Below are 26702 nucleotides of genomic sequence, written 5' to 3' on the forward strand. Positions count from 1 at the left end.
GACTGTGCGGTCATGGCGGAATTGGTAGACGCGCAACGTTGAGGTCGTTGTGGGCGAAAGCCCGTGGAAGTTCGAGTCTTCTTGACCGCACCAGTCATTCAGGCACGCCAGCCTGATCGCGCCTCAGGGCGCGCCTCCCAGCCACCCCTGACAGCGCCGATGCATTATGCGTCCGGCGCGTTTCCTGATCCGTCCGCCTCGCGATCAAGTAGCCTGCCGACATAGCGTGCCATGTCACCGGGCCATTGCTCGACCACCGCGAAAAGATCGTTGTGCCTGGCCGAATAGAGCGCGCGCAGGGCCTCCTCATAGCCCGGCAGATCGCCGCAGGCCGCCTGCATGAAGCGATAGGCCGCATCGATGCGTTCGCGATCGGTCTGCCCCCGCCGACTGGCCTCCTCGACAAGGCGCCGCAACGCGGCCGACGCCCCGCCAGGCTGCTGCGCCAACCATTCCCAGTGGCGCGGCAGCAGTGTGACCTCGCGGGCCTTCACCCCCAGCCTGGGGCGGCCAGCGCCCTGCGGCGCAACCTCGCGATAGTCGAGATCGGTGACCCGACCGGTCTGGTCATCGAACACCAGGACCGCGCCATCATGAGCGCACAGCCAATCGCGGATTGTCCGTTCCACCTCGGCGCGCTCACCCGATGCAATCTGCTGCCCATCGTAAAAGGCCGTGAACGTCGACATGTGGTTTCCTCCTTCTGAGGAGGGGGCATTTATACCCGGACAATATTATTGTCAATATCACCCGGGTATAAATATGTCGGTGTCGGCGCGCACTCAGCGCTTCTTTGGTGCCGGCCTGGGACAGGCTGCATGCAATTGCTCCAGCGCGGCCGCTACCGGCTGCGCCAATTCGCCTGCATCCCCCAAGGTCAAGGCGGTCATCTGCCAGCCGTCGCTGGTCGGCCCGAGCTCGACGACAGGCCCCTTGCGCACCGCGCGTGCGTTGGCGGGGCGCAGATCGATGATCCTGTTGGCGGGCATATAGGCATAGGCGTCTGCGCTCGCTCCGATCTGATCGGACAGGCCAACGATGATGTCACAGGCCGACGGCCCCGGCTGAACCGACGAGACCTTGCGCCGCGACCACAGCCTATAGTCGCTGGTCCCCTTGACCTGGCGGGCGCCCATGAACAGCGTCAGCTTTCCGTCTCGCGCGAGGCGCGCCAGAAAGGCCAACCGGCCTCTCGGCGACGCCGCGGTGCGGAGCATTTCGGTCTGACTTGCACCGATGATGTCGGTCAACTGCGGGACAAAGCCGGGATCTTCCAGCAAGGAGGCCATTCCGGGCAAGGCGGCGAGAAATTCCAGGTCCACCAGGTTGCGGCGAGCCAGTTCCTTGAGCGAAAATTCCAGTTCGCTGGCAGAACCCGAGGCAGCGGCAAGTTGCGCCTGGGTGCGATAGATCTCGGCAAAGCCCGGGTCCGCATCCGCCGCCGCGCGCAGCACCGGCCGGGCGTCTGCCAGCGATAACTGCGCAGCCTCCCTGACCTGGGCGGTGGCAATCTGACGCAAGACCGGCTGGAGCGTCTTGAGCTGAGTCTCGGCTGTCTCGGCAGACGCGCTGCCAGGCAGCGATTCCCGGATCTGGCGCAGGACCCGCGCTGCATCGACCGGCTGGCTGAGGCGATCGGCATAAAGTTCCGCGGCCTTGAATCCATAATCGGGCGCATTGCGTCCCGCTGCCCAGCTGTCTTCGTAGAGCCGGGCCGCCTTGCCGATCAGCCCTTCTGCCAGCGCGGCATCGGCCGCACTCACGTCCTGGTTGCCCTGTTTCAGCGACCGGATGGTGAAGACCAGCTTCTCCACCGATGCGCGCGCCGATGCGGGGGCCTGCATCAGCGCCTGATTGGCCTGGGCCTCGGCGGTGTCATATTGCTTCAGGCCCATATAGGCCATGGCAACATAATAGCTGGCGCGATAGTCGTTCGGGTCGACGCGCAGCGCATCCTTGGCCACGGCCAGCGCCTCGATGTAGCGATCTTCGGACAGAAGCTGCTTGGATGCCTCGACCTGGACATCGTTGGTACCCTGCAGGGCAAGCGCGGGGCTGGGCAGCATCGCTACAGAAAGCCCGAATGCTATTACGGCTGCAACACCGCGCCCGGGACTGACCCTGGATTTCATCGCTGGTCCCATCGCTTAGCTGCCCGATCCCGGGAGCGGGCTTTGCTGTCGCTCCAGTTCGCGCGCCTGGGCTTCGGCCTGGCGGCGCGCTTCCTCCTGCTGGCGCTCAAGTGCGGCGGCGGCTTCCTGCTGGCGGCGGAGCTCGACGGCCGCGGCCAGCCTGGGTTCCATCTGCCCCAGTGCCCGGTCAAGGCGCGCCAGTTCCTGGCTCGCGGACGTGTTATAGCCAGGGGCGGTGCCGATGATCAGGCTGCTGGCGCGCGAGATGAACTCCGCCACCCGCGGCAGGATCTCGCCAAAGCCCGCCGGGTCGTATTTGCCCATGCGAAAGGTATAGCCTGCGCCGGCGATGCTGCTGCCGTCGGTGCCCCTGCCCATCAACGTCGTCAGGATGTTGAGATAACCGGCCAGCCCGAAGGCGGTGATCTTGGCCGCGACCTCATTGGCGACGCTCTGCACATTGGCGGTCTGGCGCTGGGCGGTATTGTCGTTATTGGTCAGGCCCGTGTTCAGTGTCGCCCGGTCGCGGGTGAGCCGATCTTCGCATTTGTCCAGCGCATCGGCCCATGTCCTGGCGTCCGTGATGCAGGCCTGGAGCGCGGGGATGGTCTGGGCGACGGCCGCTTCCTTGATCACCGTATCGATCTGACGGCTGATCACGGTGCGCTGCTGGACATAATCCTGCGCGTCGAAGGCGAATTCCTGCCGCAGGATGCCGCGCTCCATGCTGGTGGCCGTCCGCCAGAGCCCCATGCCCTCGAACAGCTGGCTGCGGATCGCGTCGATGTCGGGGGACAGTTTGGCGAGCTTGGCCTTGGCCTCGCTCAATTGCTGGGCGAGCCGGTCGATGCCCTGCTGCAGCTCGCGCTCCTTGGCGGCGATCTGCTCCGGCGTGGGCTTGATGATCGACTGGCCCGAATGGGGGAATTGCTCCCCCTTCGAAATGATGTCGGACTTGGTGCGTCCGCAGCCAGAGCAGAACAGGCCCTGGCGATATTCGTCGAGGATCGCCGCCTTGTTCCGGATCGCCTCGTTCAGCTTGTCGGTAAGCTGCTTTTCCTCCGCCTGAAGCTTGCCGATCTGGTCGGCTGTGTTGCCATAAGCGCGGACCAGCGACAGGATCGCGCTGGTGACGGCGCTGGCCATGCTGCTGGCATAATCGGGACCGACCCATCCGGGGGGACGGTTCGATCGGCTCGGCAAGGCATCGGCCCCCACCCGGCTGCTGCGCAGACGGGTCGGATCGAGCAGATCCTGCGCCCATCCGGGACTTGCCACCGTCGCGGGAAGCGCTGCCAGTGCGGTCATGATCGTGCGGCGACTCACCGCATCGCCTGTTCCATCCGGTGCGGAGGCGTGGCCGCAGCACGGGCATCCTGTGCCATGTGGATCGTCCATGCATCCCCCCCTTCGAGAACCTTGCAGCCTCGAGACCTTGCCAGTTACATTGACGACCCTGGCGCATAGGGATAATGAAAACCCGATGGCATGGCAACGGTTGAGCCCGGCCAAGCGATTGTTTTACTTGGGCGGTGCGTGATCCGACCAGGCATGCCCTCGACCGGAGCACAGCCAGTGACACTTGCCCGCATCGCCGCATTGATGATCATGGTTGCAGGCATGGGCATGGCGGCATCACCCGCCACGGCCCAGTCGAGCTATGTGCCGGTCTATTGCCAGGGAATCTCGGTGGGCGCGGGCGGCAACAGCATGTTCCTGTCGTCCGGCTTCTATTATGCGCTCAACGCGCCCGCCGAAGGATATCTTGTCACCGACGCGGCGCTGACCGGCGCGTTTGCCCAGGCGGTCAAGGCGCAGACGGGCGAGTCAGTGCTGGGCCAGACCTGCTATACCCGCCCGAGCGCCCAGGAGCTCGAAGAGCTGATGGCATCGACCCGCTCCTCCAATGGCAGCAACTGGAAGCTGGTTGATGTCAGCTGGAGCCCTGCCGGATCCTATCCATTGACGATGAACATGGCGGACCTGCCGGGCGCAAGTGGCGCACCCGCCAGAACCGTCGCAGCGCCTGTATCTGCGGCACGGGTGCCGGATGCGCGCGCGGCAGAGGCCGACAGGGTGGCGGTGGAGCTGCGCCAGCGTGATCAGGCAGAACGGGCGGCCGCCGCTGCTCAGGCCGAGGCTGAACGGCGGCTGGCCATCGCCAAGGCCGACGAGGAGCTGCGGGCCGTCAATGCCCAGCAGGCGCAGATGGCCGAGGCGCAGCTGCGCAAGAACGCCGAGGAACAGCGCATTTTCGAAGAGAAGCAGCGCGTCTACGAAGAACGCCAGCGCGCGTTTGCGGCGGCAGAAGCGCGGTATCAGGCGGAGGTCCGAGCGGCAGCCGAAGCCCGCAAGAAATGGGAAGCGGACGTGGCGGCATGTCAGGCCGGAGACGTGGCCCGCTGCGCCCCCGCGCCGCAGCCCTGAGCGCCACGATAGCGTCAGCCATCGCTCAGCAGCCGCGCGAGGTGGGGGATTAGCCCGCCTGGCGCAGTGTGGTCCCCAGCCTGGTCATCGCCTCGTTCAGCTGTGCCAGGTCTTTGCGCGACATTCCTGTCGCCCGCAGGACATCGGCAGGCACACAGGCCAGCGCCTCGCTTGCAACCGTGCGTCCCTGCTCGGTGAGGCTGACCCTGACGACACGCTCGTCCTGGGTGTCCCGGGTGCGCGAGACGAGCCCGGCGGTTTCCAGGCGCTTGATCAGCGGTGTCAGCGTGTTCGATTCGAGAAACAGCCTCTCGCCCAGTTCGCTAACCTTCTGGCCATCACGGTCGCTGAGCGCGACGATGGCCAGATACTGCGGATAGGTGATGCCATACCGGTCGAGCAGGGGCTTGTAGACTCGGTTGAACGCCAGGCCTGCGGCATAGACCGAGAAGCACAGGAACTGGTCGAGCGGATTGGCCTGATCGGCGACGGGATCGGTGGTTGTCATGGGCCCAATATAAATCGCTCGCGATTTAATCGCAAGGGTTGACGAGGGGCTGACGATATCCTAGATAGATCGCACACGATCTAATCGTTATCGATCTATAAGGAGCCCTGCCATGTTGAAGACCTCGATCCAAGCCATTCTCGCCGCGTCCGTCGCTCTGCTGGCGGTGTCGCCGGTGCATGCCCAGCCGCTCGAACCTGCTGCCAGCGCGTTTGCCGATGCGGCCGCCAAGGCCAGGCCATTGTACGACCTTTCCTACGCCGATGCGCGCAAGGTGCTGGCCACGGTGCAGGCCGAGAAGATTGCGGCCTCTGCCCCCACCACGACCGAAGATCTGGTGTGGAAGATCGGGCCGACCGGAGCCGTGCGCGTCCGCATCGTCCGTCCGGAAGGGGCCGAAGGGGCATTGCCGGCGGTCCTCTATTATCACGGCGGCGGCTGGGTGATGGGCGACCGCAACACCCATGATCACCTGATCCGCGAGCTTGCGGTGCAGGCCCGGGCTGCGGTGGTGTTCGTCGAATATGACAATGCCCCCGAGGTGCGCTATCCGGTCAACAACGAACAGGCCTATGCCGCGCTGGCCCATGTTGCTGCGCATGGTGCTGCGCTGAACATCGACGGATCTCGGCTGGCTGTCGCTGGCGACAGCGCCGGCGGCAACATGGCGATCGCGGTCAGCCTGATGGCCGAGCAGCGCAAGGGGCCGAAGATCGCGCACCAGCTGCTGTTCTACCCGGTCACCGATGATGTCTCGGACAACGCCTCGTATCAGACCTATGGCAACGGCCCGTTCCTGACCCGCAAGGCGATGGACTATTTCCTGGGTGCCAACTTTCAGGCCGACCGTCGCAATGAGGTGATGGCGTTTCCGCTGAAGGCGTCCACCGAGCAGCTCGCCGGGCTTCCCGCCACCACGATCATCGTGGCCGAGAACGACCTGCTGCGCGATGAAGGCGAGGCTTTCGGACGCAAGCTGCTGCAGGCAGGCGTGGCTGTCACATCGACGCGCTATAACGGCACCATGCACGATTTCGTGATGCTGAACCCGCTGGCTGACACCCGGGCAGCCCGCGCGGCCATCGCACAGGGTGCGCAGCAGTTGCGCGTCGCCTTTGCCGACTGACCGCTGATCTTTCCTCCAACCCAGACAATTTCCATCCAGACCAGAAGGACCAAGACCATGACCAAGATCGCATATTCGACCCGCGCCACCGCCACCGGAGGCCGTGATGGCCGTGCTCGCACCGATGACGGCGCGCTGGACGTTGCGCTCGCCAGCCCGAAGGAGCTGGGCGGCAACGGGCAGGGCAACAACCCCGAGCAGCTGTTTGCTGCGGGCTATGCTGCCTGCTTCCTCAGCGCGATGAAGTTCGTCAGCAGCCAGGGCCAGCATGCCAAGGTGCCCGCCGATGCCAGCGTCAGCGCGACGGTCGGCATCGGACCGCGCGAAGACAAGGGCTTTGGCCTGGCGGTGACGCTCAGCATCTCGCTGCCGGGCGTGGAGCAGGCCGATGCCGAAGCTCTGGTGGCCGAAGCCGACACCGTGTGCCCCTATTCGCATGCCGTGCGCGGGAACATTGCGGTCGCCCTCGAGGTCGTCACCGCGGCCTGATCAGCAGCCCGATTACCCGAAGGCCAGGCCCCGGGCGGCAGCGATGCTGTCCGGGCCGGTCAGCGCCAGCGGATCCATTCGCCGTAGGGGTGGCAGGTCGCCAGCAGCCGCGACTGGCCATCGGGCCAGCAGGTCAGCATCAGCTGAACCTCGCTGCGATCGGGCGTCCATTCCAGACTGACCCAGGCGAGCGGCTGATCGCATGTCGCCCGTTCGCCTGCAGCCTGGATCAGCTCGCCGAGCCTGATCTGTTCGGGGCCGGGCAGATACTGCCGGAACATCGAGTGGAAGACCACGCGGCACACGCCGCGCGGTTGCGGTGCGGCCAGCCGGTCGGTGATCCAGCCGATCGCCTCGCCCTCGTCGATCCGGGGGGGATGGGCGCGCGCGATCTCGAGCGCGCGTTCCAGGCGGCGGGTGCGGTTGTGCTGGTCTGCCCAGATGAAGGCGAGCAGGCGCTCGCAGGAATCGGCATTGCGGGCATCGAGCGGGTGGCGATCGACCCCGCAGGCGGACGCGATCTCGACCGGTGCCGCCTTGGGTTGGGGTCCATGCCACTGCGGGGTGATGTGCAGGGCCGAGCCCGGCTGCCCGACCGCGGTGCCGCCCAGATCAAAGCTGTAACGCCCCAGGTTGAGGTTCAGGCCGCAGCTCGTTCCCAGCTCGTTCAGCTCGAAGGGAAGGCCGAAGCGATCCGCGGCCACCATCAGCGCCGCCATCAGCGCGGCAGAGCGGCCCACCTCGTTGGTCTGGGTCGGGTCGCGCAGCCATTCGATGATGAACCCATCGGACGCTTCGAGCGCTGCGACGATGGCGCGGTCGAAGGCCTGATGTTCGGCACGGTACAGGGCCGACAGGTCGGCGACAGTGCCGCGCCGTGCAATCGCGTGCAGCGCACCGTTGAGCCGCATGGCGATCGCTGCTGCGGCGCGGTCGCCCGGCCAGCTGGCGATCACCGCCTCGGTCATCGGCGCATTGTGGAGCTGCCGTGATGCCGCTTCCAGCACCTCGGCGACAAAGTCGGATCCGAGCGAGCGGCAGACCGCAGCCTGGCGGACCAGTTCGGCCCGGCCGTCGCCCTGCGGCAGAAGCGAGGGCAAGGGGGCGCCAACGGGGTTGGCCTGGCGGGTCTGACCGGCAATTTCGGGAAGGATCTGATACGCTAATGCAGTCATGGTTCTCGCCAACGGATAAGTCGGCAAAGGACACCCGACCGTTCCCCCAAAAACTAGGCAGTCAGCGTAAACAAGAAGTTAACATCGCCTCGGGCGCGGCGGAAACCTGCGGGCCTGGATGGAGCATTCACCAGCCGCGAGCGATGCTCCGCGCCAGTGCCTCGCGGCTGCGGGGCGAATCATTCGGGCAGCAACCCCGCCACCTTGCCCCGCGAGCGACATCTGCGCATCGGCCCCGCCGCGATCGGACGACGATATTCCTGCACATTTTAGGCGCCGATCGCAAAAAAAGCTATGGTCGATAGCGTTTTGGGCGCGTGGTGAAATCCTGCAAATTCAACGATATGCAACCGTTTGCGAAACGTGGATCGGGATGACCTACCCTCCCTGACGTCCGCCAAGTACCAACTCAAATCACTGATATTCAATGTCTTTCGGCCATCTGTCCAAGTCCCCAAGCGCAGTTCTTGTGCGGGGCGATGCAGCCGTAAACGAATTTAACTTCGCATTAAGTGACCGACCCTAGTGGGCCGCCCCGACCAAACACTGTCTATTGGGGGCGCCAAATGAATACTCTGAATTCCACGAAGTTGACCTGTGCGTCTGTCGCCGTTCTGGCAATGTGCGCGATCTCGGGCCCGGCCTTCGCGCAGGAGTCCGAACCGCAGACCGCATGGGAAGCCAGCCGCACCGTCGATGAAGGCGACATGGTCACCACCGGCGTGGCGCGCGGCCGCGATCGTCTGAACAGCGCGACCTCGACCAGCGCGATCAAGGAAAAAGAGATCATCCGTCTGGCGCCACGGTCGCTCGCTGAACTGTTCCGCAACATCCCCGGCATTCGCGTCGAGGCAGCCGCTGGCGAAGCGCAGAACAACTATACCGTGCGCGGCCTGCCGATGGTGAATGGCGCCAGCAAGTATATCCAGATTCAGGAAGATGGCCTGCCGGTGATGGAATTCGGCGACCTGATGCGCCTGACGCCCGACCTGTTCGTCCGCGCGGACTTCAACGTCGGCCAGGTCGAATCGATTCGCGGCGGCTCGGCCTCCACCTTCGCCTCGAATGCGCCGGGCGGCGTGATCAACCTTATCTCCAAGACCGGTGAGGTCGAAGGCGGGTCGATCATGGCCACCGTCGGTGTCGACTTCGAAAGCTATCGTACCGATTTCGACTACGGCGGTCGTCTGGGCGACGGCTGGCGCTTCCATGTCGGCGGCTTCTATCGCGAAGGCGAAGGCGTGCGCGAAACCGGCTTCAATGCATCGCGCGGCGGCCAGGTGAAGTTCAACGTCACCAAGCAGTTCGATGGCGGCTACATCCGCGTTTACGGAAAGCTGCTCGATGACCGGGTCCCGACCTTTACCGGCACGCCGCTGCTGATCACGGGCACCAATGCCGACCCGTCGTTCGCCGACCCGCAGGGGGTCAGCAGCCGCACCGATTCGCTGCTGTCGCCCAATCTGCCGGTGGTCCTGACGCTGGGCTCCTCGGGCGCGGTTCGGCGGCGCAATTTCACCAACGGTGTCGAGGTTCAGGCCAAGTCGCTGGGCTTCGATGCGCAGTACAGCCTGGGCGAATGGTCGTTCACCAACCGCTTCCGCTATGCCGACCAGTCGACGCGCAACACCACTCTGGTGGTCTCCGCCGCTGCGCCTGCCGGTCAGTTTGCCACGCGTTTCGGCGGGGCGGGTGCGACCTTCCGCTATGCGTCGGGACCGCGTGCCGGCCAGGCGTTCAGCGCCGCTGGCGGCAATGGCCTGGCCGCGCTGTCGTTCTACTCGGACAACGATGCCCCCGATGTCAGCAACATGACCAACGACTTCCGCATCAGCCGCGTCTGGGACATCGGTGGCGGCAGCCTGACGACGACCGCGGGTCTCTATCGCTCGAGCCAGAAGTTCGTCTCTGAAATCGGCTTTGCGACCTTCTTCCAGGACGTCGTGGGCGGCGGCGAGGCCGTGCCGCTCAACCTGTTCACCGCCGCCGGCGTGCCGGTCACCGAAGGCGGCTACCGCAACTTCGGCGGCCCGGGCGCTGCGGGCAACATCCGCGACAATGATGTCACCTATACCACCACCGCGCCTTTCGCCTCGGTCAACTTTGCCAAGGGCAAGGTGGCGCTGGGCGGCTCGGTCCGCTGGGACAACAGCCGCGCGCGGGGCAACATCATGAACGATGGCGCCGTGCGGCGGTTCGACATGAACGGTGACGGGGTCATTTCGGCGCCCGAAACCTTGGTCTCGTTCGTGCCGGTCGGCGTGACGCAGCCGGTGAACTATCGCCACGATTACCTGTCCTATTCGGTCAGCGTGAACTATCGCGTGTCAGAACCGTTCGCGATGTTCGCACGCTACAGCCTGGGCGGCCGGGCCGCGGCGGACAAGATCCTGTTCACCGCCGCGCTCGACCGGTCGACCGGGGCGCTGCTCGACAGCGGGGCAGGGGACGACAGCGTGCGGCAGGCCGAAATCGGCCTTAAGTATCGCAAGGACGGTCTGGTGCTGAACCTCACCGGTTTCCACGCCAAGACCGACGACACCAACTCGCAGATCCTCACCAACCCGGTCACCGGTCAGCTCGAGCTCAACTCGGTCACCCGCGCCTATGAGGCTTATGGTCTCGAGTTCGAGGGCGGCTTCCGTCGTGGTCCGTTCAGCATCACGGCGCACGCGACCTTCACCGAGGCCGAGATCCGCAGCGCCGAGAACCCGGCGCTTGAAGGCAACATTCCGCGCAACCAGCCCAAGCTGCTGTTCGGCCTGACGCCGCAGTACGATACCGACACGTTCACCGTGGGCGCCAACATCATCGGCGTCACCGACAGCTTCAGCCAGGACGTGAACCAGCTGCGGATGCCGGGTTACACCACCGTCGGCCTGTTTGCGCAGGTCCGTCCAATGGAGCGCGTCGAACTGAGCATCAATGCCAACAACGTGCTGAACGAGCGCGCCATCACCGGCATTTCGGAAGGCGCCATCCCGGCATCGGGCGTGGTCATGGCGCGGCCGCTGTTCGGTCGTTCGATCTCTGCCTCGGCGCGCTTCTTCTTCTGATTGCTGCCGCGCCAGCTTGAACCTGCAACGCCGCCCGGGCCGCATGCTGCGGAACCCGGGCGGTTTTGCTTGAAAAACGCTGCCAGGCGCCCGGTCCAACATGGTGATGCCAGGCCATTGGATTTGCTGCCAAAACGTCGTTGCCGCGGACAGTTAAGGCGCAGCTGAACAGCCGTTAACCACGCTTTAATCGGAATCAAATAGGCCGAACAGGTAAGTTTTATACCAGGGGCAATCCATGAATTTCTTGAAGAATCGCGTGTCTATTTATACCTCCGCGACGGCTATTGCCGTGTGCGCCATCGCAGCACCCGCTGCAGCGCAGGACACCAAGCCGCAGACCGCATGGGAAGCGAGCCGGACCGTCGATGAAGGCGATATGGTGACCACGGGCGTGGCCCGCGGTCGCGACCGTCTGAACAGCGCAACCTCGACCAGCGCGATCAAGGAAAACGACATCATCAGCATCGCTCCGCGGTCGCTGGCCGAGCTTTTCCGCAACATTCCGGGCATCCGTGTCAACGCCGGCACGGGCGAGGCCGGCAACAGCTACACCGTGCGCGGCCTGCCTTTGGTCAATGACGGCAGCAAGTACATCCAGATCCAGGAAGACGGTCTTCCCGTTCTGGAATTCGGCGATCTGCTGACGCTGACTCCCGATATCTTCGTGCGCGCCGACCTCAATGTCGCGCAGGTCGAATCGATCCGTGGCGGCTCGGCTTCCACCTTTGCCTCAAACGCGCCGGGTGGCGTGATCAACCTGATTTCCAAGACCGGTGAGGTCGAAGGCGGATCGGTGATGGCCACCATCGGCGTCGATTTCGAAAGCTATCGCACCGATTTCGACTACGGCACCAAGCTGGGCGACGGCTGGCGCTTCCATGTCGGCGGCTTCTATCGCGAAGGCGAAGGTCCGCGCGAAACCGGCATGAACTCGATGCGGGGCGGCCAGGTGAAGCTCAACGTCACCAAGCAGTTCAACACGGGCTATATCCGCGTCTATGCCAAGGTGCTCGATGACCGCGCACCCAGCTTCATCAACACCCCGCTGCTGGTGTCCGGAACCAACGCCAATCCCGATTTCACCGATCCGCGCGGCATCGACAGCCAGCAATCGTCGCTGCTGTCGCCCAATCTGCCCCGGTCGCTGTGGCTGGGCGCGTCGGGCACGCCCACACAGGGCAGCCTGAGCCAGGGCACGCACGCCAAGTCCAAGTCGCTGGGCTTTGACGCGCAGTTCAGCCTGGGCGAATGGTCGATCACCAACCGTTTCCGCTATGCCGACCAGTCGTTGCGCAGCGTCATCCTGTTCCCGTCGGCAGCCGCCCCCGCAGCGGCCTTTGCGACCCGCTTCGGCGGTCCGGGTGCCCGGCTGACCTATGCTGCGGGCGCGCGCGCCGGCCAGGCCTTCGATCCGAGTGGCAACGGCCTGCTCACCTTGTCGTTCATCGCGGACTCCGACGTCCCCGATGTCAGCAACATGACCAACGACCTGCGCCTCAGCCGGGTGTGGAATGTCGGCGGCGGTGATCTCACCACGACGGCAGGCCTGTACCGGTCCAGCCAGGAATATGTGTCGGAAATCGGCTTCACCACCTTCTTCCACGATGCCGTCGGCGGCGGCCAGTCGGTGCCGCTCAACCTGACCACCGCGACCGGCATTCCGGTCACGCAGGGCGGCGTCCTGGTGTACGGAACCCCGACGGGCAACGGCAACACCAAGAACACCGATCTCAACTATCAGGTAACCGCGCCGTTCGGCTCGTTCAACTTTGCCAAGGGCAAGTTCGCGATCGGCGGATCGGTGCGCTGGGACAACGTCCGGGTGCGTGGTAGCATCATCAACGACAGCGGGACCAAGCCGTTCGACATCAATGGCAACGGTTCGATCTCGATCCCCGAAAGCCGGGTCACCTTCGTGCCTGTCGGCGTGACCTTCCCGGTCAACTACAACCACGATTACGTGTCCTACTCGCTGAGCGCCAACTATCGCGTGTCTGAACCGTTCGCGGTCTTTGCCCGGTACAGCCGCGGCGGACGGGCCGGGGCGGACAAGATCCTGTTCACGCCTGCAGTCAGCACCGTCACCGGTGCCCTGGTCAACAGCGTGGCGGGTCACGACACCCTGCGCCAGGCTGAAGTCGGGCTGAAGTACCGCAAGGACGGTATCGTGCTGAACCTGACCGGCTTCTACGCGCTGACCGACGAGACCAACGCGCAGATCACGACCAACCCTGCAACGGGCCTGGCCCAGCTGGCTGCGGTCACCCGTTCGTACAAGGCTTATGGTCTTGAGTTCGAAGGCGGCATCCGCCGCGGCCCGTTCAGCCTGACCGCGCATGCCACCTATACCGAAGCGGAAATCGACGCAGCGGAAAACCCGGCCCTGGTCGGCAACATTCCGCGCGGCCAGCCCAAGCTGCTGTGGGGCCTGCGCCCGCAGTATGACAGCGACATGTTCTCGATCGGCGCCAATGTCATCGGCACCACCGGCAGCTTTGCCCAGGACGTCAACCAGCTGCGTCTGCCGGCCTTCACCACGGTCGGGGCGTTTGCACAGTTCCGTCCGATGGAACGGGTCGAGCTGAGCGTCAATGCCAGCAACCTGCTGAACGAACGCGCCATCACCAGCGTGTCGGAAGGCGCGATCCCGGCTTCGGGCGTGGTCATGGCGCGCACGATGTATGGCCGCACGGTCTCTGCATCGGCACGGTTCTTCTTCTGATGCGCATCTGCCTGCAAGGCCGGCCGGCGCGTGGTCGCCGAACTTTGGTTCGCCTTGCGGGCAGACGGTGCACCCGCACCAACACCCGGGGGCGTGCCTCCATGCGTTCGCTTCGCCCCCTCTCTTCCGCGCTCGCGGGTAGCACTCAACAAGTCAAAGTCACAAAGGGTTGATCATGCTGACCAAATTGAACATTCCAAGGAAGCTCAGCCTGTCCTTCTTGCTGATCTGCAGCTCGGCTGCACTGATGATGATCGTGTTTGCGGTCAATCTGTGGATGATCCAGTCATCGACGGACGAGAACAACCACTCGCAGCTGATCTACGGCAAGGTGCAGACGCTGGAAACGTCGCTGCTGCGCCAGAACAGCCAGTTCCGCGGCTATCTGGTCACCGGTGACGACAGCTACCTGAAGTCCTATTACGAGGGCCGTGACGAGTATGACACCGCCGCGAGCGAGCTGAACTCCCTGCTGACCAACCCCAAGCACAAGGTGCTGCTCGAGGAATCGCGCAAGGAAACCCTGGCCTGGCGCAAGAACTGGGGCGACAAGCTGATCGGCTGGACCCAGAAGGGTCGCCGTGAAGATGCGGTCGCGGCCGTGCGCGATGCGGGCAAGGCGGTTCTCGTGAGCAAGGCCGTGCTCCCGCTGCGCGACATTCGCGATCATGAACTCGCCGCGATCGAGCGCAACTCGGCGCGGCAGGATTCGGCGCTGACCTCGGCCGTCATCGCGCTGGTCGTGGGCGGCATCGCGCTGATCGGGATTGCCATCGCGCTCGCCATGGCACTGAGCCGCAGCATCGCCCTGCCCATCACCCGCCTGACCGACGCCATGGCGAGCCTCGCGGCCGGCAAGAACGACGTCGATGTCAATATCGACCGCGCCGACGAGCTGGGCGACATGGCGCGTGCCGTCACCGTGTTCCGCGATGCGGCCGTGGCCAAGGCGCAGTCCGACCAGAACCAGGCCAACGTCGTCTCGGCGCTCGGCAAGGGGCTCGAAGCGCTGGCCTCGGGCGACATGACCTACACCATCACCGAACCCTTTGCGGCGGAATATGACGCGCTGCGCATGACCTTCAACCGCACCGTGGAAGGCCTGGAAAGCAGCCTGTCGAGCGTGTCGAGCTCTGCTCAGAGCGTGCACAACGGCTCGTCGGAAATCCGCGCAGCCTCCGAAGACCTGTCGAACCGCACCGAAGCGCAGGCCGCGAGCCTGGAAGGTGCATCGACCGCGATGAACAAGGTCACCGGCATGGTCGGCGAATCGGCTGCCAGCGCCAAGAACGCGCGCAGCGAGATCGATACCGTTCACAAGGATGCCAACGAGGGCGGCCGAGTCGTCGACATGGCGGTCAAGGCGATGGATGCGATCGAAAAGAGCTCGCAGGAAATCAGCCAGATCATCAATGTCATCGATGCCATCGCCTTCCAGACCAACCTGCTGGCGCTGAACGCCGGTGTCGAGGCCGCGCGTGCCGGGGAATCGGGCAAGGGCTTTGCCGTGGTCGCCAACGAGGTCCGCAGCCTGGCGCAGCGGTCCGCCGATGCCGCCAAGGACATCAAGGCGCTGATCAATGCCTCGTCCGAAAAGGTGCAGGAAGGCGTCGGCCTCGTTGCCGAAACCGGCAAGATGTTCGACCGCATCATGGGCCGGATCGGCGAGGTGAGCACGCTGATCGCCGAGATTGCCGACGGGGCCGAAACCCAGTCGTCCAACCTGCGCAGCGTCAACAGCTCGGTCAACGACATGGACAAGATGACCCAGCAGAATGCCGCGATGGTCGAACAGACCACCGCAGCCGCCCGCACGCTGGCATCGGAAGCCGACGAACTGGCATCCCTGGTCGGGCGCTTCCGGTTGCGGTCGGGACAGGCGCACATCAGCCGCTCGGCAGCGCCCTCGCGCGCCTCGCGATCGGTCGCCAAGGCGCGGCCAGCGCCGCGGGTGGTCGGCAACCTGGCGCTCAGCGCCACCGCCGACGAGGACGACTGGAGCGAATTCTGACGCACAGGCGCGCCGATCCGGACCCGTTCAGGCCCGGATCGGCGCGCTGCTGTTTCAGCTGACCCAGCTGCCGTGAAAGCTCAGCGGCAGCGCCACGCTGCTGCGCCAGCTCACCATCGGCCCATCGGCCACGCGGCGTGAATCGAACACATGCAGCTCGGTCGCGCGCGCATCGAGATTGAGCGTGGTGCCGATCAGATAGCGCCCGGCGGGGACGAATTCCTCGACCAGCTGGCGCGCACCGAAATCGAAGCTGTCTTCCCGGCCTGACCGCCAATCCCAGATGCCGACGCTGCGCGCGAACGGCCGGTCCGCGCGATAGCCACCGACATGGATGGTCTGGTGCCGCGGCAGCCCTGCGGTCTCGGGCGCACTGCGCAGGAATTCGGCGGTGATGCCCGCCGGCTTCATGTCGGCCCGGCCATCGGGGTGCAGGCTGACCAGATGCAGCAGCGGCCGTTCGGAATGCTCGTGCCGCCCCTCGACGAGGGCCGGCGCGCCCAGCACCGCGAACGTCGGATCGTTGTGGAAGCAGCCGTCGAAGCGGATGGTGCCATCGGCCTCCTCCCAGGCATCGCCGAGGTGGAAGAAGAACAGCGGCGGCAGCTCGTATTCGCGGCGACGTGACAGGTCGTCCTTGTCGATCACCAGCACGCGCGAACCGCGCTCGGGCCGCCAGCTCATGCTCTGCGAGAACGGCAACCGTAGCTGATCCGACACCCAGGGCTGGCACAGGATCACCAGATGCCGTTCGGTCGCGGTGAAATCGTGCATGTAGCTCGCCATCGGAAGCGTGATCGCCTGCCCGGCCTCGAACCGGCCATCGGCCGACAGCCGCCAGATATAGGCGCTCTTGCCCCCCGATCCGATGTTCCAGATCTGGCCCGATGGCTCGATGCGCGGGTGCGCCAGGAACGGCATCTGCGCCAGGTCCTCGCGGAAGGTGACCACGCCTTGCGTCGCCAGCGTCTGCGGGTCGAGCGCGGTGGCAGAACCTGCCTCCCACAAGGCCAGCAGGCGGCCTCCGGTAGCGATGACATGCGTGTTGGCAGGGTTGGTATCATCGGGACCTGCCACCACCGCACCCGGCCCCGCAGGCGTGCCGAAGCCCGGCTGGACGATCCGCCCGAGCTTTTCCTCGAGCCGGCGCTTGGGCGTATCGACGAAGCGGGCGGCCAGGCTGGCCTTGTCGCCTTGCACGCGCCAGGCGCGGATCAGGCCATCGCCGTCGAACCAGTGACCCGAAGCGCTCGCGCCGCGGCGGAAGCGCGCCGGGCCATTGCGGTACAATGTGCCGGTCAGATCAGGCGCACGGCCGTGGAGCCGGGTCAGCGGCTGCTGCGCGACATCGCCCAGCACATCGCCGACGCCCAGCGTCCAGTCGGGGAGCGCGGCAGGCGCAAGGCCTGGGGCGGCGGCGGGCGAAGTCGCCGCGAGCGCCGCGCTCGCCCAGCCGGGCACCAGGGCACCGGCGGTGGCAAGCGTGCCGCGCAGCAGCAGGTCGCGGCGGTTCAGGCCGGCGCCGCTCACTGGAAGCTGATCCGGGTTTCGCTGGCACCGGCGGGCACATCAAAGCTGGCCGCCTTCCACAGTGCCGGGCCACCCTGTGCCGTGGCGCCGTTGGAGAACGCGAACGGCTCCAGCGGCATGCCGAACGGGTTGGTCTTCATCTTGCCGTCGCCATCGACATCGTGAAACGTCTTGATCGCATAACGGCCGGGGGCAAGGTCGGTGAAGGTCACGATCGCGCTGGTGCCTTCGACCTTGACCATGCCGACGCGGACCGGCTTGCCGCCTGCATCATGCGCAGCTTCGCTGTCGAACAGGCTCATCAGGATCTGGCCAGAGGGGGCGACGACCTGCTCGAAGCGCACGGTGAGGCTCGCGGTCCCGGTGGTTGCCGACGGGGCCGGAGCGGGGGTGGGCGCCTGTGCCGAGGCGATGCTGGCAAGCGAAAGGGCGGCGATGGCGACAAGGGTTTTCATGGGGTCTGCTCTCCTGCTGGGTGATGGCGGGCCAGCCGCCATTGACCCGTTCCCTTTGCCCCGGCTAGATCGGCGCTGTCTTGCCCAGATACGCGAGTTGCCGTGCCCCATGCGTGAGTTGTCGCCTCCAGCCGTTCACGCTTCGCGAAATGCATTTTCGCTGTCATCGCAGGCACTTCGCGGATTGGCGATCGCAAGCGTGGCCGCGGTGGTGCTGGCCTATCTGGGTGCGCTGGGAACCCAGGACGCGCCGTTCCTCCAGCGCCTTGCCTATTGGGCGGCGGTGATCGTTCCGGGTTCGCTGCTCGGCTCGGGCGCGCTCGTGCTGGTCCGCCATTGGGGGCGGCTGTCCGCGCATCGATGGCTGGAGTTGCTGGCGGTGGCGCTGCTGATGTCGGTGCCGCACTGCTTTGTCGTCATCGTGGTCAGCGCCATGTTCTTCGGCATCGGCATGATCACGCCGATGGTGGTGCTGCAGTTCTGGCTGGCGGTGCTCTTGATTGCGCTGGTGATGACCGTGATCAACTATCTCGCCAACCCCCGTTCGGGTGATCCGGCGGCAGGGCCCGCCCCGGAGGCGGAGGGTCTGCCCACGCCCCAGGATGCGCCGCCGCCGATCATGCAGCCAGCGGTTGCGCCAGCGGCCATCGCGTCCCCGCCCGAAGCGAATCCCGGCCCGGCGCTTCCCGCGATCCCTGCGCTGCTGGCCGACAAGCTACCGCACCGGCTGCGCGCCGGTCGCCTGCTGGGGATCGAGGCGGAGGACCATTATCTGCGGGTGCACACCGATCTTGGCAGCGATCTCATCCTGATGCGGATGACCGATGCCTGCGCGTTGCTGGGCGAGGCCGAGGGTGCCCGGGTCCATCGCAGCTGGTGGGTGGCGCGGGCAGCGGTGGTGACGGCATCCGCGCAATCGGGCCGGATGGAGCTAGCCCTGACGGGGGGCCAGACCGCCCCGGTCAGCCGCGCGATGCAACCGGTGCTGCGCCGCGCGGGTTGGGGCTCGGCCTAGGCCTTGTCGCCCGCCTGCAGCGCGGCGACGATCTTTTTCACATCCTGCGACCGGCCCTTGGGCAGGATCATCACATGGCTGCCATTGGCGACGATGATGAGGTCCTCGATGCCCGATGCGGTGACCGTGATGCCGTCGGCATGGACATGGGTATTGCGGCTGTCGAGCAGCACGATATGGCCCGACTGCGTGTTGCCATCGCCATCGCGCGTGCCGATCTCGGCCAGCGCATCCCAGCTGCCGACATCGGACCAGCCGCACGCGACCGGGACGATCGCCACCTGCCGTGCGCGTTCCATCACCGCATAGTCGATCGAATCGGACGGGCAGGCGGCAAACTGGTCGGCATCCGGGCGGATATAGCGGGCGGAAAGATCGACGCTCTCGAGCGATGCGCGCGCGGCGCGGTCCATCTCGGGCGCATGCGCTGCCAGTTCGGCCAGATAACGGTCGGCGCGCATCAGGAAGATGCCCGCGTTCCAAGCATGGCTGCCCTCGGCGAGCATCGCTTCGGCCTTGTCGCGCGGCGGCTTTTCGATGAACCGCTCGACCTTGCGCACCCCGGCGGCATCGCCCAGGTCGTCGCCCATGCGGATATAGCCGAAACCGGTTTCAGGGCCCGTCGGCGTGATGCCGAAGGTGACCAGCCATCCGGCCTCCGCCGCGGGCAATGCGGTATCGACCGCAGCGAGAAAAGCGGGCAGATCGCCGATGACATGGTCGCTCGGCATCACCAGCATAATGGCATCGCCGCCGCCCGCTGCCAGCGCCGCCAGCGCGATCGCAGGCGCGGTGTTGCGCGCGCTGGGTTCCAGGATGATGCGCGCATCTTCGAACCCTGGCTGGGCCAGTTCCGCCTCCATCAGCGCGGCGTGCCGTTCTGCACCGATGATCAGCGCCGGCCCGAAGCGATCCGCATCGGCGGTGCGCGCCAGCGTATCGGCGAACATCGTCCTGGGTGAGGCCAGCGGCAGGAACTGCTTGGGGCTGGCATCGGTCGACAGCGGCCACAACCGGGTGCCCGATCCGCCCGAAAGGATGACAGGGGTAATATGTGTCATGCGGTTCCTGCGCTGCACGCCCGCGCGGCCAGCAGGCGCGCGCCGGGGCTTGTCTGAATCACGGTATCGGGCGCCACCGCCAGGCATTCGCCGGCCTCGGCCGTGATCGTGCCGTCATCGCCTGCCACCTCGACCCTTCCGTCGATCGGAACGATCATCAACGGGCCGTGACCGGGCAGGTCGATCGCACCGCTGCCGGTCAGCACCAGATGGAAATGCGGGCCATCGGTCAGCATCTGGTCGACGGCGAAGTCCACCGTGCGATGCAGGCTGCCATCATAGGGCGCGGCTCTGGAGACCGCGACGCCCTCATCCAGATGCAGTTCTCGCGGGCGGCCGTAATCATAGAGCCGGTAGGTGATGTCCGCGTTCTGCTGCACCTCGATCAGGCTGACGCCCGCGCCGATGGCATGCACCGTGCCCGCCGGAATATAGTAGAAATCGCCGCGCTGGACCGGTTTCCAGTCCATCAGCGCCTCGATCTCGCCCGAAAGTGCCGCGCTGCGCAGTTCGTCCTCGTTCAGCGGGCCAAGCGTGCCGATCCCCAGCCGTGCGCCGGGTTCGGCATCGAGCACCAGCCAGCATTCTTCCTTGCCGCTCGCACGGCCGCGGGTATGGGCCTGCGAATCGTCGGGATGCACCTGGATCGACAGCTTCTCGCTGGTGAAGATGTATTTGACCATCAGCGCAAGCTCGGGCCCGGTTTCGGCTTCGAACCAGATCTCGCCGATCCGGTCGCTGCCCGGGTTGGAAAATGGCGCAGGCAGCCGCTCGCGACCCCAGGGCTTGATGACCTGGCGCGTGGCAAGCTTGATGGTGGCGGTGGGACGCGTCATCCGGATACATCGCTCCGCTGCCGGGCCATCATCGGCCGGGCGTTGGGAGGCGTGCCCTGGTGGACCGCCATGCCGCATGCAGCGGACCGTTGTGCAAATGCTGACATGACCTGGCTCAGCGTCCGATCATTCCGCCATCATGGCCGCGCACGTCCTGTTCGCAGAAGATGGTGGAGCAAATCGGATGGGTCATGGGCGAAAAGTCTTCCGGAACAAGACAGGCGATCGTGGTGAGATTACGTCTGAGGGCGCGAACCGTGCCATCCGCACTATCGGCAATGAAAAAGAAACTCAATCGGCTTGCACGGATCCGGTCGTGGCAAACCAGCGGGCGATGGCATCGGCGATCCGGCCTGCGCTGTGGCCGTCGCCGAACGGGTTGTGCGCCTGCGCCATCGCGGCATAGGCAGACGCGTCATCGAGCAGGCGCGTAGCCTCGGTGACGATCGTTGCGCGGTCGGTGCCGACGAGCCTGGCCGTGCCTGCCGCGACGCCCTCGGGCCGCTCGGTGGTGTCGCGCATCACCAGCACCGGCTTGCCGAGCGCCGGCGCCTCTTCCTGCACCCCGCCGCTGTCGGTCAGCATCAGCTCGGCAATCTGCAGCAGCCGGGTGAAGTTGAGATAGTCGAGCGGCTCGAGCAGCGCGACATTATCGAGCCCGCCCAGGATCGGCAGCATCGCGGCGCGCACCTGCGGGTTCAGATGCACCGGGAAGATGATCGCGACATCCTCGCGCCCGGCAAGGTCGCGGATGGCATGCGCGATGTCATCCATGCCGCTGCCGAAATTCTCGCGCCGGTGGGTGGTGACACCGATGATCCTTTTGCCGGCAAAGCGCGCCTCGACCGGCGCAACCACCGATGCACGCGCGGGGTCGTCCGCGAGCTGCGCGGTGACCCAGTGCAGCGCATCGATCACGGTGTTGCCAGTGACCAGGATCTTGTCGTCGGCCACCGCCTCGCGGCGCAGCGCATTGGCGGCGGTTTCGGTGGGCGCAAAATGCAGATCGGCAAAACCGCCGATGATCTTGCGGTTCACCTCTTCGGGCCAGGGATGATAGATATTGCCACTGCGCAGTCCCGCTTCGACATGCGCCACCGGAATCTTGCGGTAATAGGCGGCGAGCGCGCCGCACATCGCGGTGGCGGTATCGCCCTGTACGATCACCATATCGGGATTTTCCGCGTCGAGCACGCCGCCGATCCCGGTCAGCAGCCGCGCGCTGATCTCGTCGAGGCTCTGGCCCGGCTGCATCAGCGCCAGATCATGATCGGGGACCAGCCCTGCAATCTCGAGCACCTGATCGAGCATTTCGCGGTGCTGCCCGGTGACCAGCACGATCGGCTCGAGCCCTTCAGCCTCGTTCAGCGCGGCGATGACCGGGAACAGCTTGATCGCTTCGGGACGGGTGCCGAAGATCACCATGATGCGCCGTGCCATTGTCTGTTGCCCCCTGCTCAGCCGGTCAGCGGCCGACGCTGACATAATGGAAGCCCGCGGCCTTCATCTGCTCGGGCTTGTAGATGTTGCGCAGGTCGACCAGCGTGTTCCCGTTCATCGTCTTGAGCACGCGCGGCAGATCGAGCGCGCGGAACACGTCCCATTCGGTGACGATCACTGCGCCATCGGCAGCATCGAGCGCTTGATAGGTGCCCGATGCCATGGTCACGCCCGGCATCAGCGACGTTGCCGCCTCCATGCCTTCGGGATCATAAGCCACGACCTCGGCGCCCGCGTCGATCAGCCCCTGCGCGATCACGATTGCAGGCGCATCGCGCATGTCGTCGGTGTTCGGCTTGAAGGTCAGGCCCAGCATCGCGATGCGCTTGCCCTCGACATCGCCGCCCATCGCCGCGATCACCTTGCGCGCCATCGCGCGCTTGCGCAGGTCGTTGACCCGCACCACCGCCTCGACGATCTGCAGCGGCGCTTCATGGTCCTGCGCGGTCTTCATCAGCGCGAGCGTGTCCTTGGGGAAGCAGCTGCCGCCATAGCCCGGGCCGGCGTGGAGGAATTTCGACCCGATGCGGCCATCGAGGCCGATGCCGCGCGAGACGTCCTGGATGTTGGCGTCGACCTTCTCGCACAGATCGGCCATCTCGTTGATGAAGGTGATCTTGGTCGCAAGAAAGGCGTTTGCGGCGTATTTGATCACCTCGGACGTGCGCCGCGAGGTGAACAGGATCGGCGATTCGTTGAGGTACAAAGGCTGGTAGATCTCGCGCATATAGCCGCGCGCCCATTCGACCTCGGTGCCGACGACGATGCGGTCGGGGCGCTTGAAATCGCCGATCGCCGCGCCCTCGCGCAGGAACTCGGGATTGGAGACGACCTCGAAATCGGCATCGGGCGCGGTCTGACGAATGATCTTCTCGACCTCGTCGCCGGTGCCCACCGGCACGGTCGACTTGGTGACGATGACGCAGCGCTTGGCAATCGATTCGCCGATCTCGCGCGCGGCGTCGCGCACATAGCTCAGGTCCGCAAAGCCATCGCCGCGCCGCGAGGGCGTGCCCACCGCGATGAAGATCGCATCGGCATCAGCCACGCTCGACGGCAGATCGGTGGAAAACGACAGGTGTCCGGCGCGCACATTCTTGGCGACCAGGGATTCCAGCCCGGGCTCGTAGATCGGCATGATCCCGGCGAGCAGCGATTCGATCTTGGCCGGATCCTTGTCGACGCACACCACGTCATGACCGAAATCGGCAAAGCAGGCGCCCGATACCAGGCCGACATAGCCCGAACCAATCATCGCAATTTTCATGTCAGGAGTGCTCCAGAACGTCTGTGCCCCGTCTAGTTGGCGCCAACAGGGGCGTCAAACATTCGTCAGGCGGGCCGTGGCGGGTGCTGATACGGCAGGAATGTTGCAATGATCTGAACGGAAGGCCGCATGCCGCTCAGGGTCACAGCGGCTTTTCGTAGATCAGATATTCGCGGTTCACCTTGCTGTTGATCGCATCGGCGATCGCGACCATGCCCTGGTTGTCGTCGAGCACCCAGCCCAGCTCGCCGCGCACCCCGCCATAGCGGCCCACGACCTCGATCCGTACCGTCTCGATCATCATGAACGCCATCTGCGCGGCCAGGCGCGAATTCTGCAGCTCGGTACGCACGCCCATCAGCGGCACCCGCACGCTGGGCGAGCGGGTATGGCGCAGCCACCACAGCAGCTTGGCCCAGCCGAACGGCAGCAGCGATCCCTTGAGCGGGGCGATGACCGCGTTGATATCGGGCAGCGTCATCAGGAACGCGACCGGACGTCCGTCATATTCGGCGATCATGATCAGGTCTTCGCGCACCAGCGGGCGCAACTTCTTGCCGATATAGGCGATCTCCGCATCGGTGATCGGCACGAAGCCCCAGTTCTTGCCCCAGGCTTCGTTGAGAATCTCCAGGATGATCGCCGATTCCTCGTCGAAGCGGCTCTTGTCGACCTTGCGGATGCGGATGCGCTCGTTGCGGTGGCCGGTGGCGACAATCCGCTGGATCAGCGGGGAAAAGCCCTCGACGATCGGCAGTTCGTAGGTCAGCAGCTTCTTGGCGACCGTATAGCCCGCCGCCTCGATCCAGCCGCGATAGGCGCGGTTGTGGTGCCCCATCATCACCATCGGCGGCGAATCGAAACCGGCCGTGAGCAGCCCGGGCTCGTCCCAGATCGACAGGCTGAGCGGACCCAGCGCGCGGGTCATGCCCTGATCGCGCAGCCACTGTTCGGCCGCGGCCAGCAGGGCGTGGGCGACCTGCGCGTCCGCTGCTTCGAACATGCCGAAATTGCCGGTGCCTGGGCCCATGCCCTGGCTGGCCGGCTGGGTCAGCGCGAGGTGATCGATATGCGCCGAAATCCGCCCGACCACCTTGCCGCCGCGCCTGGCGATCATCGGCTGGACGGTGGCGTGGCCGTAGAAGGGGTTCTTGGCGGGGTTGAACATCTCCCGCACTTCGGCGCGCAGCGGCGCGACCCAATTCGGGTCGTGCGCATTCAGCTCATAAGCAATTTCGATGAACGCCTTGAGCCCTGCCTTGTCGTGGACGGGCGTGACGCTTATCTGTTGCTGGTCCGCCAAAACTGTTTCCTTCGCCTGTCAGCCCGCTGTTGAACGGCGCGCCTTTTGTCGCTGCGACATGATCTGTGTCAAGGAATTGCGGGCCAGATGTTGCCATGTTGCTGCCACGTTGCTCTGGCTTAAGCGTGACACCAGTATAGGATTTTTATGGCTAGCACTTTCCCCCTCGCCGAACCCGACGGCACTGCTGCGCAGGGCACCGCCCATGCGCGCGTCGTCGGCCAGGTTCCCGATGACATGGCGATGATCCGCGCCGCAGCCTCGCTGACGCGCGATCTCAACGCGGCACGGCCGGGCATCTACTGGGCCGACATGCTGGCTTCGGTCGCGATCGGCTATGGCGCGCTGGCAGGGGCCATCCTCGCCGATGGCGTGGCTCTGGCCGTGCTGTGCGGGCTGGTCGCGGTGCTGGCACTATACCGTGCGGGTAGCTTCATCCACGAACTCACGCACCTGCGGCCCGATGCCGTCCCCGGGTTCAATGCCGGGTGGAACGCTCTGGTCGGTATTCCGCTGCTGATCCCCAGCTTCATGTACGAAGGGGTGCACAACCTGCACCATCAGCGGATCCGCTATGGCACCGCCAAGGACCCCGAATATCTGCCGCTCGCGCTGATGAAGCCGTGGACCGTGCCGCTGTTCGTTGCGGTGGCCGCGCTCGGCCCTGTCGGTCTGATCATCCGCTACGGCGTGCTCTCGCCGCTGTCGGCGCTGATCCCGCCGCTGCGCCGGATCGTGGTCGAGCGCTATTCGGGGCTGGTGATCAACCCTGCCTTCCGCCGCGTGATGCCCGAAGGCGCGGCGCGCCGCCACTGGCTGGCGCTCGAAGTGCTGGCGAGCGCCTGGGCGATGAGCCTCATCGCCCTGGTCGCCGCCGGGACCATTCCGCTGCGTGCCTTCCTGATCGGCCTTGCTGTCGCATCGGGCACGATGGTGCTCAACCAGGTGCGCACGCTGGTCGCGCATCTGTGGGAGAATGAAGAAGAGGTGATGAGCGTCACCGCGCAGTATCTCGACAGCGTCAACGTGCCGCCGCCCGGGTTGCTGCCCGAACTGTGGGCGCCGGTGGGTCTGCGCTATCACGCGCTGCACCATCTGCTGCCCGGCGTGCCCTATCACGCGCTGCCCGAGGCGCATCGGCGACTGGCGCGCGAACTGACCGGCAGTTCGACCTATGCGCTGGCGAACTATCGCAGCCTGTCAGGCCTGATCGGTCGCCTCGTCCGCAGCACCTTCCGGACCAGCGCGACCCGCTAGGCCCCGCTTGCGGGGCTTGCGCTGGCGGTCGACCATTTCGGGCGCCACCGGATCGCCCAGCACAGCCAGGCCCTGACCCAGAGCGACACGTTCGTCGAACACGAAGCAGCCGCCGGAAAACAGCGAATCCTCCTGCGGCACGTCCTCGAGATATTTGAGGATGCCGCCCTTGAGGTGGTAGACCTTGTCGAAGCCCTGGGCGCGAACATAGGCGGTCGCCTTTTCGCAGCGGATTCCGCCGGTGCAGAACATTGCGATCTTCTTGCCCGAGGCGCGCAGCGCTTCGGCTTCGGCATCGAACCAGGCAGGAAATTCGCTGAACCGTTCGGTGCCGGGATCGACCGCGCCGGCAAAGCTGCCCTGCTCGACCTCGAAATGGTTGCGCGTATCGATCACCACCGTGTCCGGATCGCGGATCAGCGCGTTCCAGTCTGCCGGTGCGACATAGGCGCCCTGGCCGTGGACGGGATCGATGTCCGGCACGCCCATCGTCACGATCTCGCGCTTCAGCCGCACCTTCATCCGGCGGAAGGGCGCGGCGTGCGCGCCGGAATACTTGACCTCTATGTCAGCAAAGCCGGGCAAGCTGCGGATGTGGTCGGTCGCGGCGGCAACGCCGACGGCGGATCCGGCAATGGTGCCGTTGATGCCCTCGTGCGCGAGCAGCAGCGTGCCGCACAGGCCGTGTTGCGCACACAGCGCCTCGATCGGCGCGCGGACGGCGGCAGGGTCTTCGATCCGTGCAAAATGATAGAGCGCCGCCACGGTGATTGGATAGTCGGGAGATTGGGTCATGCCCCGCCCATAATCCACACCGCCGCCCGATGCC

22 protein-coding genes and 1 tRNA gene are annotated in these 26702 nt (G+C 65.5%); 9 read left to right on the top strand and 14 right to left on the bottom strand.

What is annotated here, in order from left to right; genetic code table 11:
- Positions 1-6: 6 nt before the first annotated feature.
- Positions 7-93, top strand: a tRNA-Leu gene (locus tag LI72_RS15520).
- A 71-nt stretch (positions 94-164) separates the two neighbouring features.
- Here LI72_RS15520 and LI72_RS15525 read toward each other — a convergent pair.
- The 3 genes from LI72_RS15525 to LI72_RS15535 form a co-directional block, all read right to left on the bottom strand.
- The gene (locus tag LI72_RS15525; protein WP_033926841.1) at positions 165-689 is read right to left on the bottom strand and encodes a DUF2239 family protein; all 525 of its coding nucleotides are present in this window, start codon (positions 687-689) and stop codon (positions 165-167) included.
- Positions 690-782: 93 nt separating this feature from the next.
- Positions 783-2066 (bottom strand): tetratricopeptide repeat protein, encoded by a 1284-nt coding sequence (locus LI72_RS15530; protein ID WP_033926842.1) that lies wholly within the window; start codon positions 2064-2066, stop codon positions 783-785.
- 81 nt (positions 2067-2147) lie between these two features.
- On the bottom strand, positions 2148-3440 hold the full coding sequence (locus LI72_RS15535) for a hypothetical protein (RefSeq protein WP_033926843.1): 1293 nt from the start codon (positions 3438-3440) through the stop codon (positions 2148-2150).
- A 267-nt stretch (positions 3441-3707) separates the two neighbouring features.
- On the opposite strand from LI72_RS15535, the gene LI72_RS15540 reads away from it, so the two are divergent.
- Positions 3708-4559 carry a hypothetical protein gene (locus tag LI72_RS15540; protein WP_156139642.1) on the top strand — a complete coding sequence of 284 codons (852 nt, stop codon included), beginning with the start codon at positions 3708-3710 and terminating at the stop codon, positions 4557-4559.
- Positions 4560-4608: 49 nt separating this feature from the next.
- Here LI72_RS15540 and LI72_RS15545 read toward each other — a convergent pair whose 3' ends face one another.
- A complete protein-coding gene (locus tag LI72_RS15545) occupies positions 4609-5067 on the bottom strand; it encodes a MarR family winged helix-turn-helix transcriptional regulator (RefSeq protein WP_033926845.1) in 459 nt (152 codons plus the stop codon).
- Positions 5068-5179: 112 nt separating this feature from the next.
- Here LI72_RS15545 and LI72_RS15550 point away from each other — a divergent pair, with 112 nt between their 5' ends.
- Together LI72_RS15550 and LI72_RS15555 are read left to right on the top strand one after the other, a co-directional pair.
- Positions 5180-6193, top strand: a complete 1014-nt coding sequence (locus LI72_RS15550) for an alpha/beta hydrolase (RefSeq protein WP_033926846.1) — start codon at positions 5180-5182, stop codon at positions 6191-6193.
- A 57-nt stretch (positions 6194-6250) separates the two neighbouring features.
- On the top strand, positions 6251-6682 hold the full coding sequence (locus LI72_RS15555; protein ID WP_033926847.1) for an organic hydroperoxide resistance protein: 432 nt from the start codon (positions 6251-6253) through the stop codon (positions 6680-6682).
- A 59-nt stretch (positions 6683-6741) separates the two neighbouring features.
- Here LI72_RS15555 and LI72_RS15560 read toward each other — a convergent pair whose 3' ends face one another.
- Positions 6742-7857: a DUF2332 domain-containing protein gene (locus LI72_RS15560; protein ID WP_052129970.1), complete on the bottom strand. Its 1116-nt coding sequence runs from the start codon at positions 7855-7857 to the stop codon at positions 6742-6744.
- 566 nt (positions 7858-8423) lie between these two features.
- Between LI72_RS15560 and LI72_RS15565 the strand changes: the two genes are divergently transcribed.
- From LI72_RS15565 to LI72_RS15575, 3 genes are all read left to right on the top strand, one after another.
- Entirely contained in the window at positions 8424-10913 is a 2490-nt protein-coding gene (locus LI72_RS15565) for a TonB-dependent receptor domain-containing protein (RefSeq protein ID WP_033926848.1), read from the top strand.
- 259 nt (positions 10914-11172) lie between these two features.
- Positions 11173-13638 (top strand): TonB-dependent receptor, encoded by a 2466-nt coding sequence (locus tag LI72_RS15570; protein ID WP_331378710.1) that lies wholly within the window; start codon positions 11173-11175, stop codon positions 13636-13638.
- A gap of 175 nt (positions 13639-13813) precedes the next feature.
- Positions 13814-15649, top strand: coding sequence for a methyl-accepting chemotaxis protein (locus tag LI72_RS15575; RefSeq protein ID WP_231562495.1), 1836 nt, complete (start codon positions 13814-13816; stop codon positions 15647-15649).
- A gap of 54 nt (positions 15650-15703) precedes the next feature.
- Here LI72_RS15575 and LI72_RS15580 read toward each other — a convergent pair whose 3' ends face one another.
- A complete protein-coding gene (locus LI72_RS15580) occupies positions 15704-17179 on the bottom strand; it encodes a carotenoid oxygenase family protein (RefSeq protein ID WP_231562496.1) in 1476 nt (491 codons plus the stop codon).
- Complete coding sequence (locus LI72_RS15585; RefSeq protein WP_033926850.1) at positions 17176-17634, bottom strand: DUF2141 domain-containing protein; 459 nt, start codon at positions 17632-17634, stop codon at positions 17176-17178. The genes LI72_RS15580 and LI72_RS15585 overlap by 4 nt, the downstream gene beginning before the upstream one ends.
- A 184-nt stretch (positions 17635-17818) precedes the next feature.
- Here LI72_RS15585 and LI72_RS19155 point away from each other — a divergent pair, with 184 nt between their 5' ends.
- Entirely contained in the window at positions 17819-18649 is an 831-nt protein-coding gene (locus LI72_RS19155; protein ID WP_052129979.1) for a LytTR family DNA-binding domain-containing protein, read from the top strand.
- Here the strand turns inward: LI72_RS19155 and LI72_RS15595 are convergent.
- The 6 genes from LI72_RS15595 to LI72_RS15615 all read right to left on the bottom strand — a co-directional run bounded on the left by LI72_RS15595 (position 18646) and on the right by LI72_RS15615 (position 24616).
- Positions 18646-19710, bottom strand: a complete 1065-nt coding sequence (locus LI72_RS15595; protein WP_081985088.1) for a mannose-1-phosphate guanylyltransferase/mannose-6-phosphate isomerase — start codon at positions 19708-19710, stop codon at positions 18646-18648. The genes LI72_RS19155 and LI72_RS15595 overlap by 4 nt on opposite strands.
- Positions 19707-20546: a class I mannose-6-phosphate isomerase gene (locus LI72_RS15600; protein WP_033926851.1), complete on the bottom strand. Its 840-nt coding sequence runs from the start codon at positions 20544-20546 to the stop codon at positions 19707-19709. The genes LI72_RS15595 and LI72_RS15600 overlap by 4 nt, the downstream gene beginning before the upstream one ends.
- Before the next feature lie 115 nt (positions 20547-20661).
- Complete coding sequence (locus LI72_RS20085) at positions 20662-20841, bottom strand: hypothetical protein (RefSeq protein WP_156139643.1); 180 nt, start codon at positions 20839-20841, stop codon at positions 20662-20664.
- Positions 20838-21986: a non-hydrolyzing UDP-N-acetylglucosamine 2-epimerase gene (wecB, locus tag LI72_RS15605; RefSeq protein WP_033926852.1), complete on the bottom strand. Its 1149-nt coding sequence runs from the start codon at positions 21984-21986 to the stop codon at positions 20838-20840. Before wecB ends, LI72_RS20085 begins: the two co-directional genes overlap by 4 nt.
- Before the next feature lie 25 nt (positions 21987-22011).
- Entirely contained in the window at positions 22012-23313 is a 1302-nt protein-coding gene (locus LI72_RS15610; protein WP_033926853.1) for a UDP-glucose dehydrogenase family protein, read from the bottom strand.
- A gap of 142 nt (positions 23314-23455) precedes the next feature.
- Positions 23456-24616, bottom strand: a complete 1161-nt coding sequence (locus tag LI72_RS15615; protein WP_033926854.1) for a hypothetical protein — start codon at positions 24614-24616, stop codon at positions 23456-23458.
- Between the two features lie 147 nt (positions 24617-24763).
- On the opposite strand from LI72_RS15615, the gene LI72_RS15620 reads away from it, so the two are divergent.
- Entirely contained in the window at positions 24764-25873 is a 1110-nt protein-coding gene (locus LI72_RS15620; protein ID WP_033926855.1) for a fatty acid desaturase family protein, read from the top strand.
- On the opposite strand, the gene trhO is transcribed toward LI72_RS15620, so the two are convergent.
- Positions 25817-26668 carry an oxygen-dependent tRNA uridine(34) hydroxylase TrhO gene (gene trhO, locus LI72_RS15625; protein ID WP_081985131.1) on the bottom strand — a complete coding sequence of 284 codons (852 nt, stop codon included), beginning with the start codon at positions 26666-26668 and terminating at the stop codon, positions 25817-25819. The genes LI72_RS15620 and trhO overlap by 57 nt on opposite strands.
- Positions 26669-26702: the final 34 nt, after the last annotated feature.

Origin of the sequence: Sphingomonas sp. 35-24ZXX (assembly GCF_000786215.1) — a bacterium.
Taxonomy (GTDB): domain Bacteria; phylum Pseudomonadota; class Alphaproteobacteria; order Sphingomonadales; family Sphingomonadaceae; genus Blastomonas.

Bases quoted from the DNA above. Each gene is read 5' to 3' on its own strand.
- wecB (WP_033926852.1), bottom strand. From the start codon at position 21,986: ATGGCACGGCGCATCATGGTGATCTTCGGCACCCGTCCCGAAGCGATC.
- LI72_RS15535 (WP_033926843.1), bottom strand. From the start codon at position 3,440: ATGACCGCACTGGCAGCGCTTCCCGCGACGGTGGCAAGTCCCGGATGG.
- LI72_RS15525 (WP_033926841.1), bottom strand. From the start codon at position 689: ATGTCGACGTTCACGGCCTTTTACGATGGGCAGCAGATTGCATCGGGT.
- LI72_RS15600 (WP_033926851.1), bottom strand. From the start codon at position 20,546: ATGACGCGTCCCACCGCCACCATCAAGCTTGCCACGCGCCAGGTCATC.
- LI72_RS15555 (WP_033926847.1), top strand. From the start codon at position 6,251: ATGACCAAGATCGCATATTCGACCCGCGCCACCGCCACCGGAGGCCGT.
- LI72_RS15565 (WP_033926848.1), top strand. From the start codon at position 8,424: ATGAATACTCTGAATTCCACGAAGTTGACCTGTGCGTCTGTCGCCGTT.
- LI72_RS15545 (WP_033926845.1), bottom strand. From the start codon at position 5,067: ATGACAACCACCGATCCCGTCGCCGATCAGGCCAATCCGCTCGACCAG.
- LI72_RS15550 (WP_033926846.1), top strand. From the start codon at position 5,180: ATGTTGAAGACCTCGATCCAAGCCATTCTCGCCGCGTCCGTCGCTCTG.
- LI72_RS15585 (WP_033926850.1), bottom strand. From the start codon at position 17,634: ATGAAAACCCTTGTCGCCATCGCCGCCCTTTCGCTTGCCAGCATCGCC.
- LI72_RS15610 (WP_033926853.1), bottom strand. From the start codon at position 23,313: ATGAAAATTGCGATGATTGGTTCGGGCTATGTCGGCCTGGTATCGGGC.
- LI72_RS15530 (WP_033926842.1), bottom strand. From the start codon at position 2,066: ATGCTGCCCAGCCCCGCGCTTGCCCTGCAGGGTACCAACGATGTCCAG.
- LI72_RS15575 (WP_231562495.1), top strand. From the start codon at position 13,814: ATGCTGACCAAATTGAACATTCCAAGGAAGCTCAGCCTGTCCTTCTTG.
- LI72_RS15620 (WP_033926855.1), top strand. From the start codon at position 24,764: ATGGCTAGCACTTTCCCCCTCGCCGAACCCGACGGCACTGCTGCGCAG.
- LI72_RS15560 (WP_052129970.1), bottom strand. From the start codon at position 7,857: ATGACTGCATTAGCGTATCAGATCCTTCCCGAAATTGCCGGTCAGACC.
- trhO (WP_081985131.1), bottom strand. From the start codon at position 26,668: ATGACCCAATCTCCCGACTATCCAATCACCGTGGCGGCGCTCTATCAT.
- LI72_RS15595 (WP_081985088.1), bottom strand. From the start codon at position 19,710: ATGACACATATTACCCCTGTCATCCTTTCGGGCGGATCGGGCACCCGG.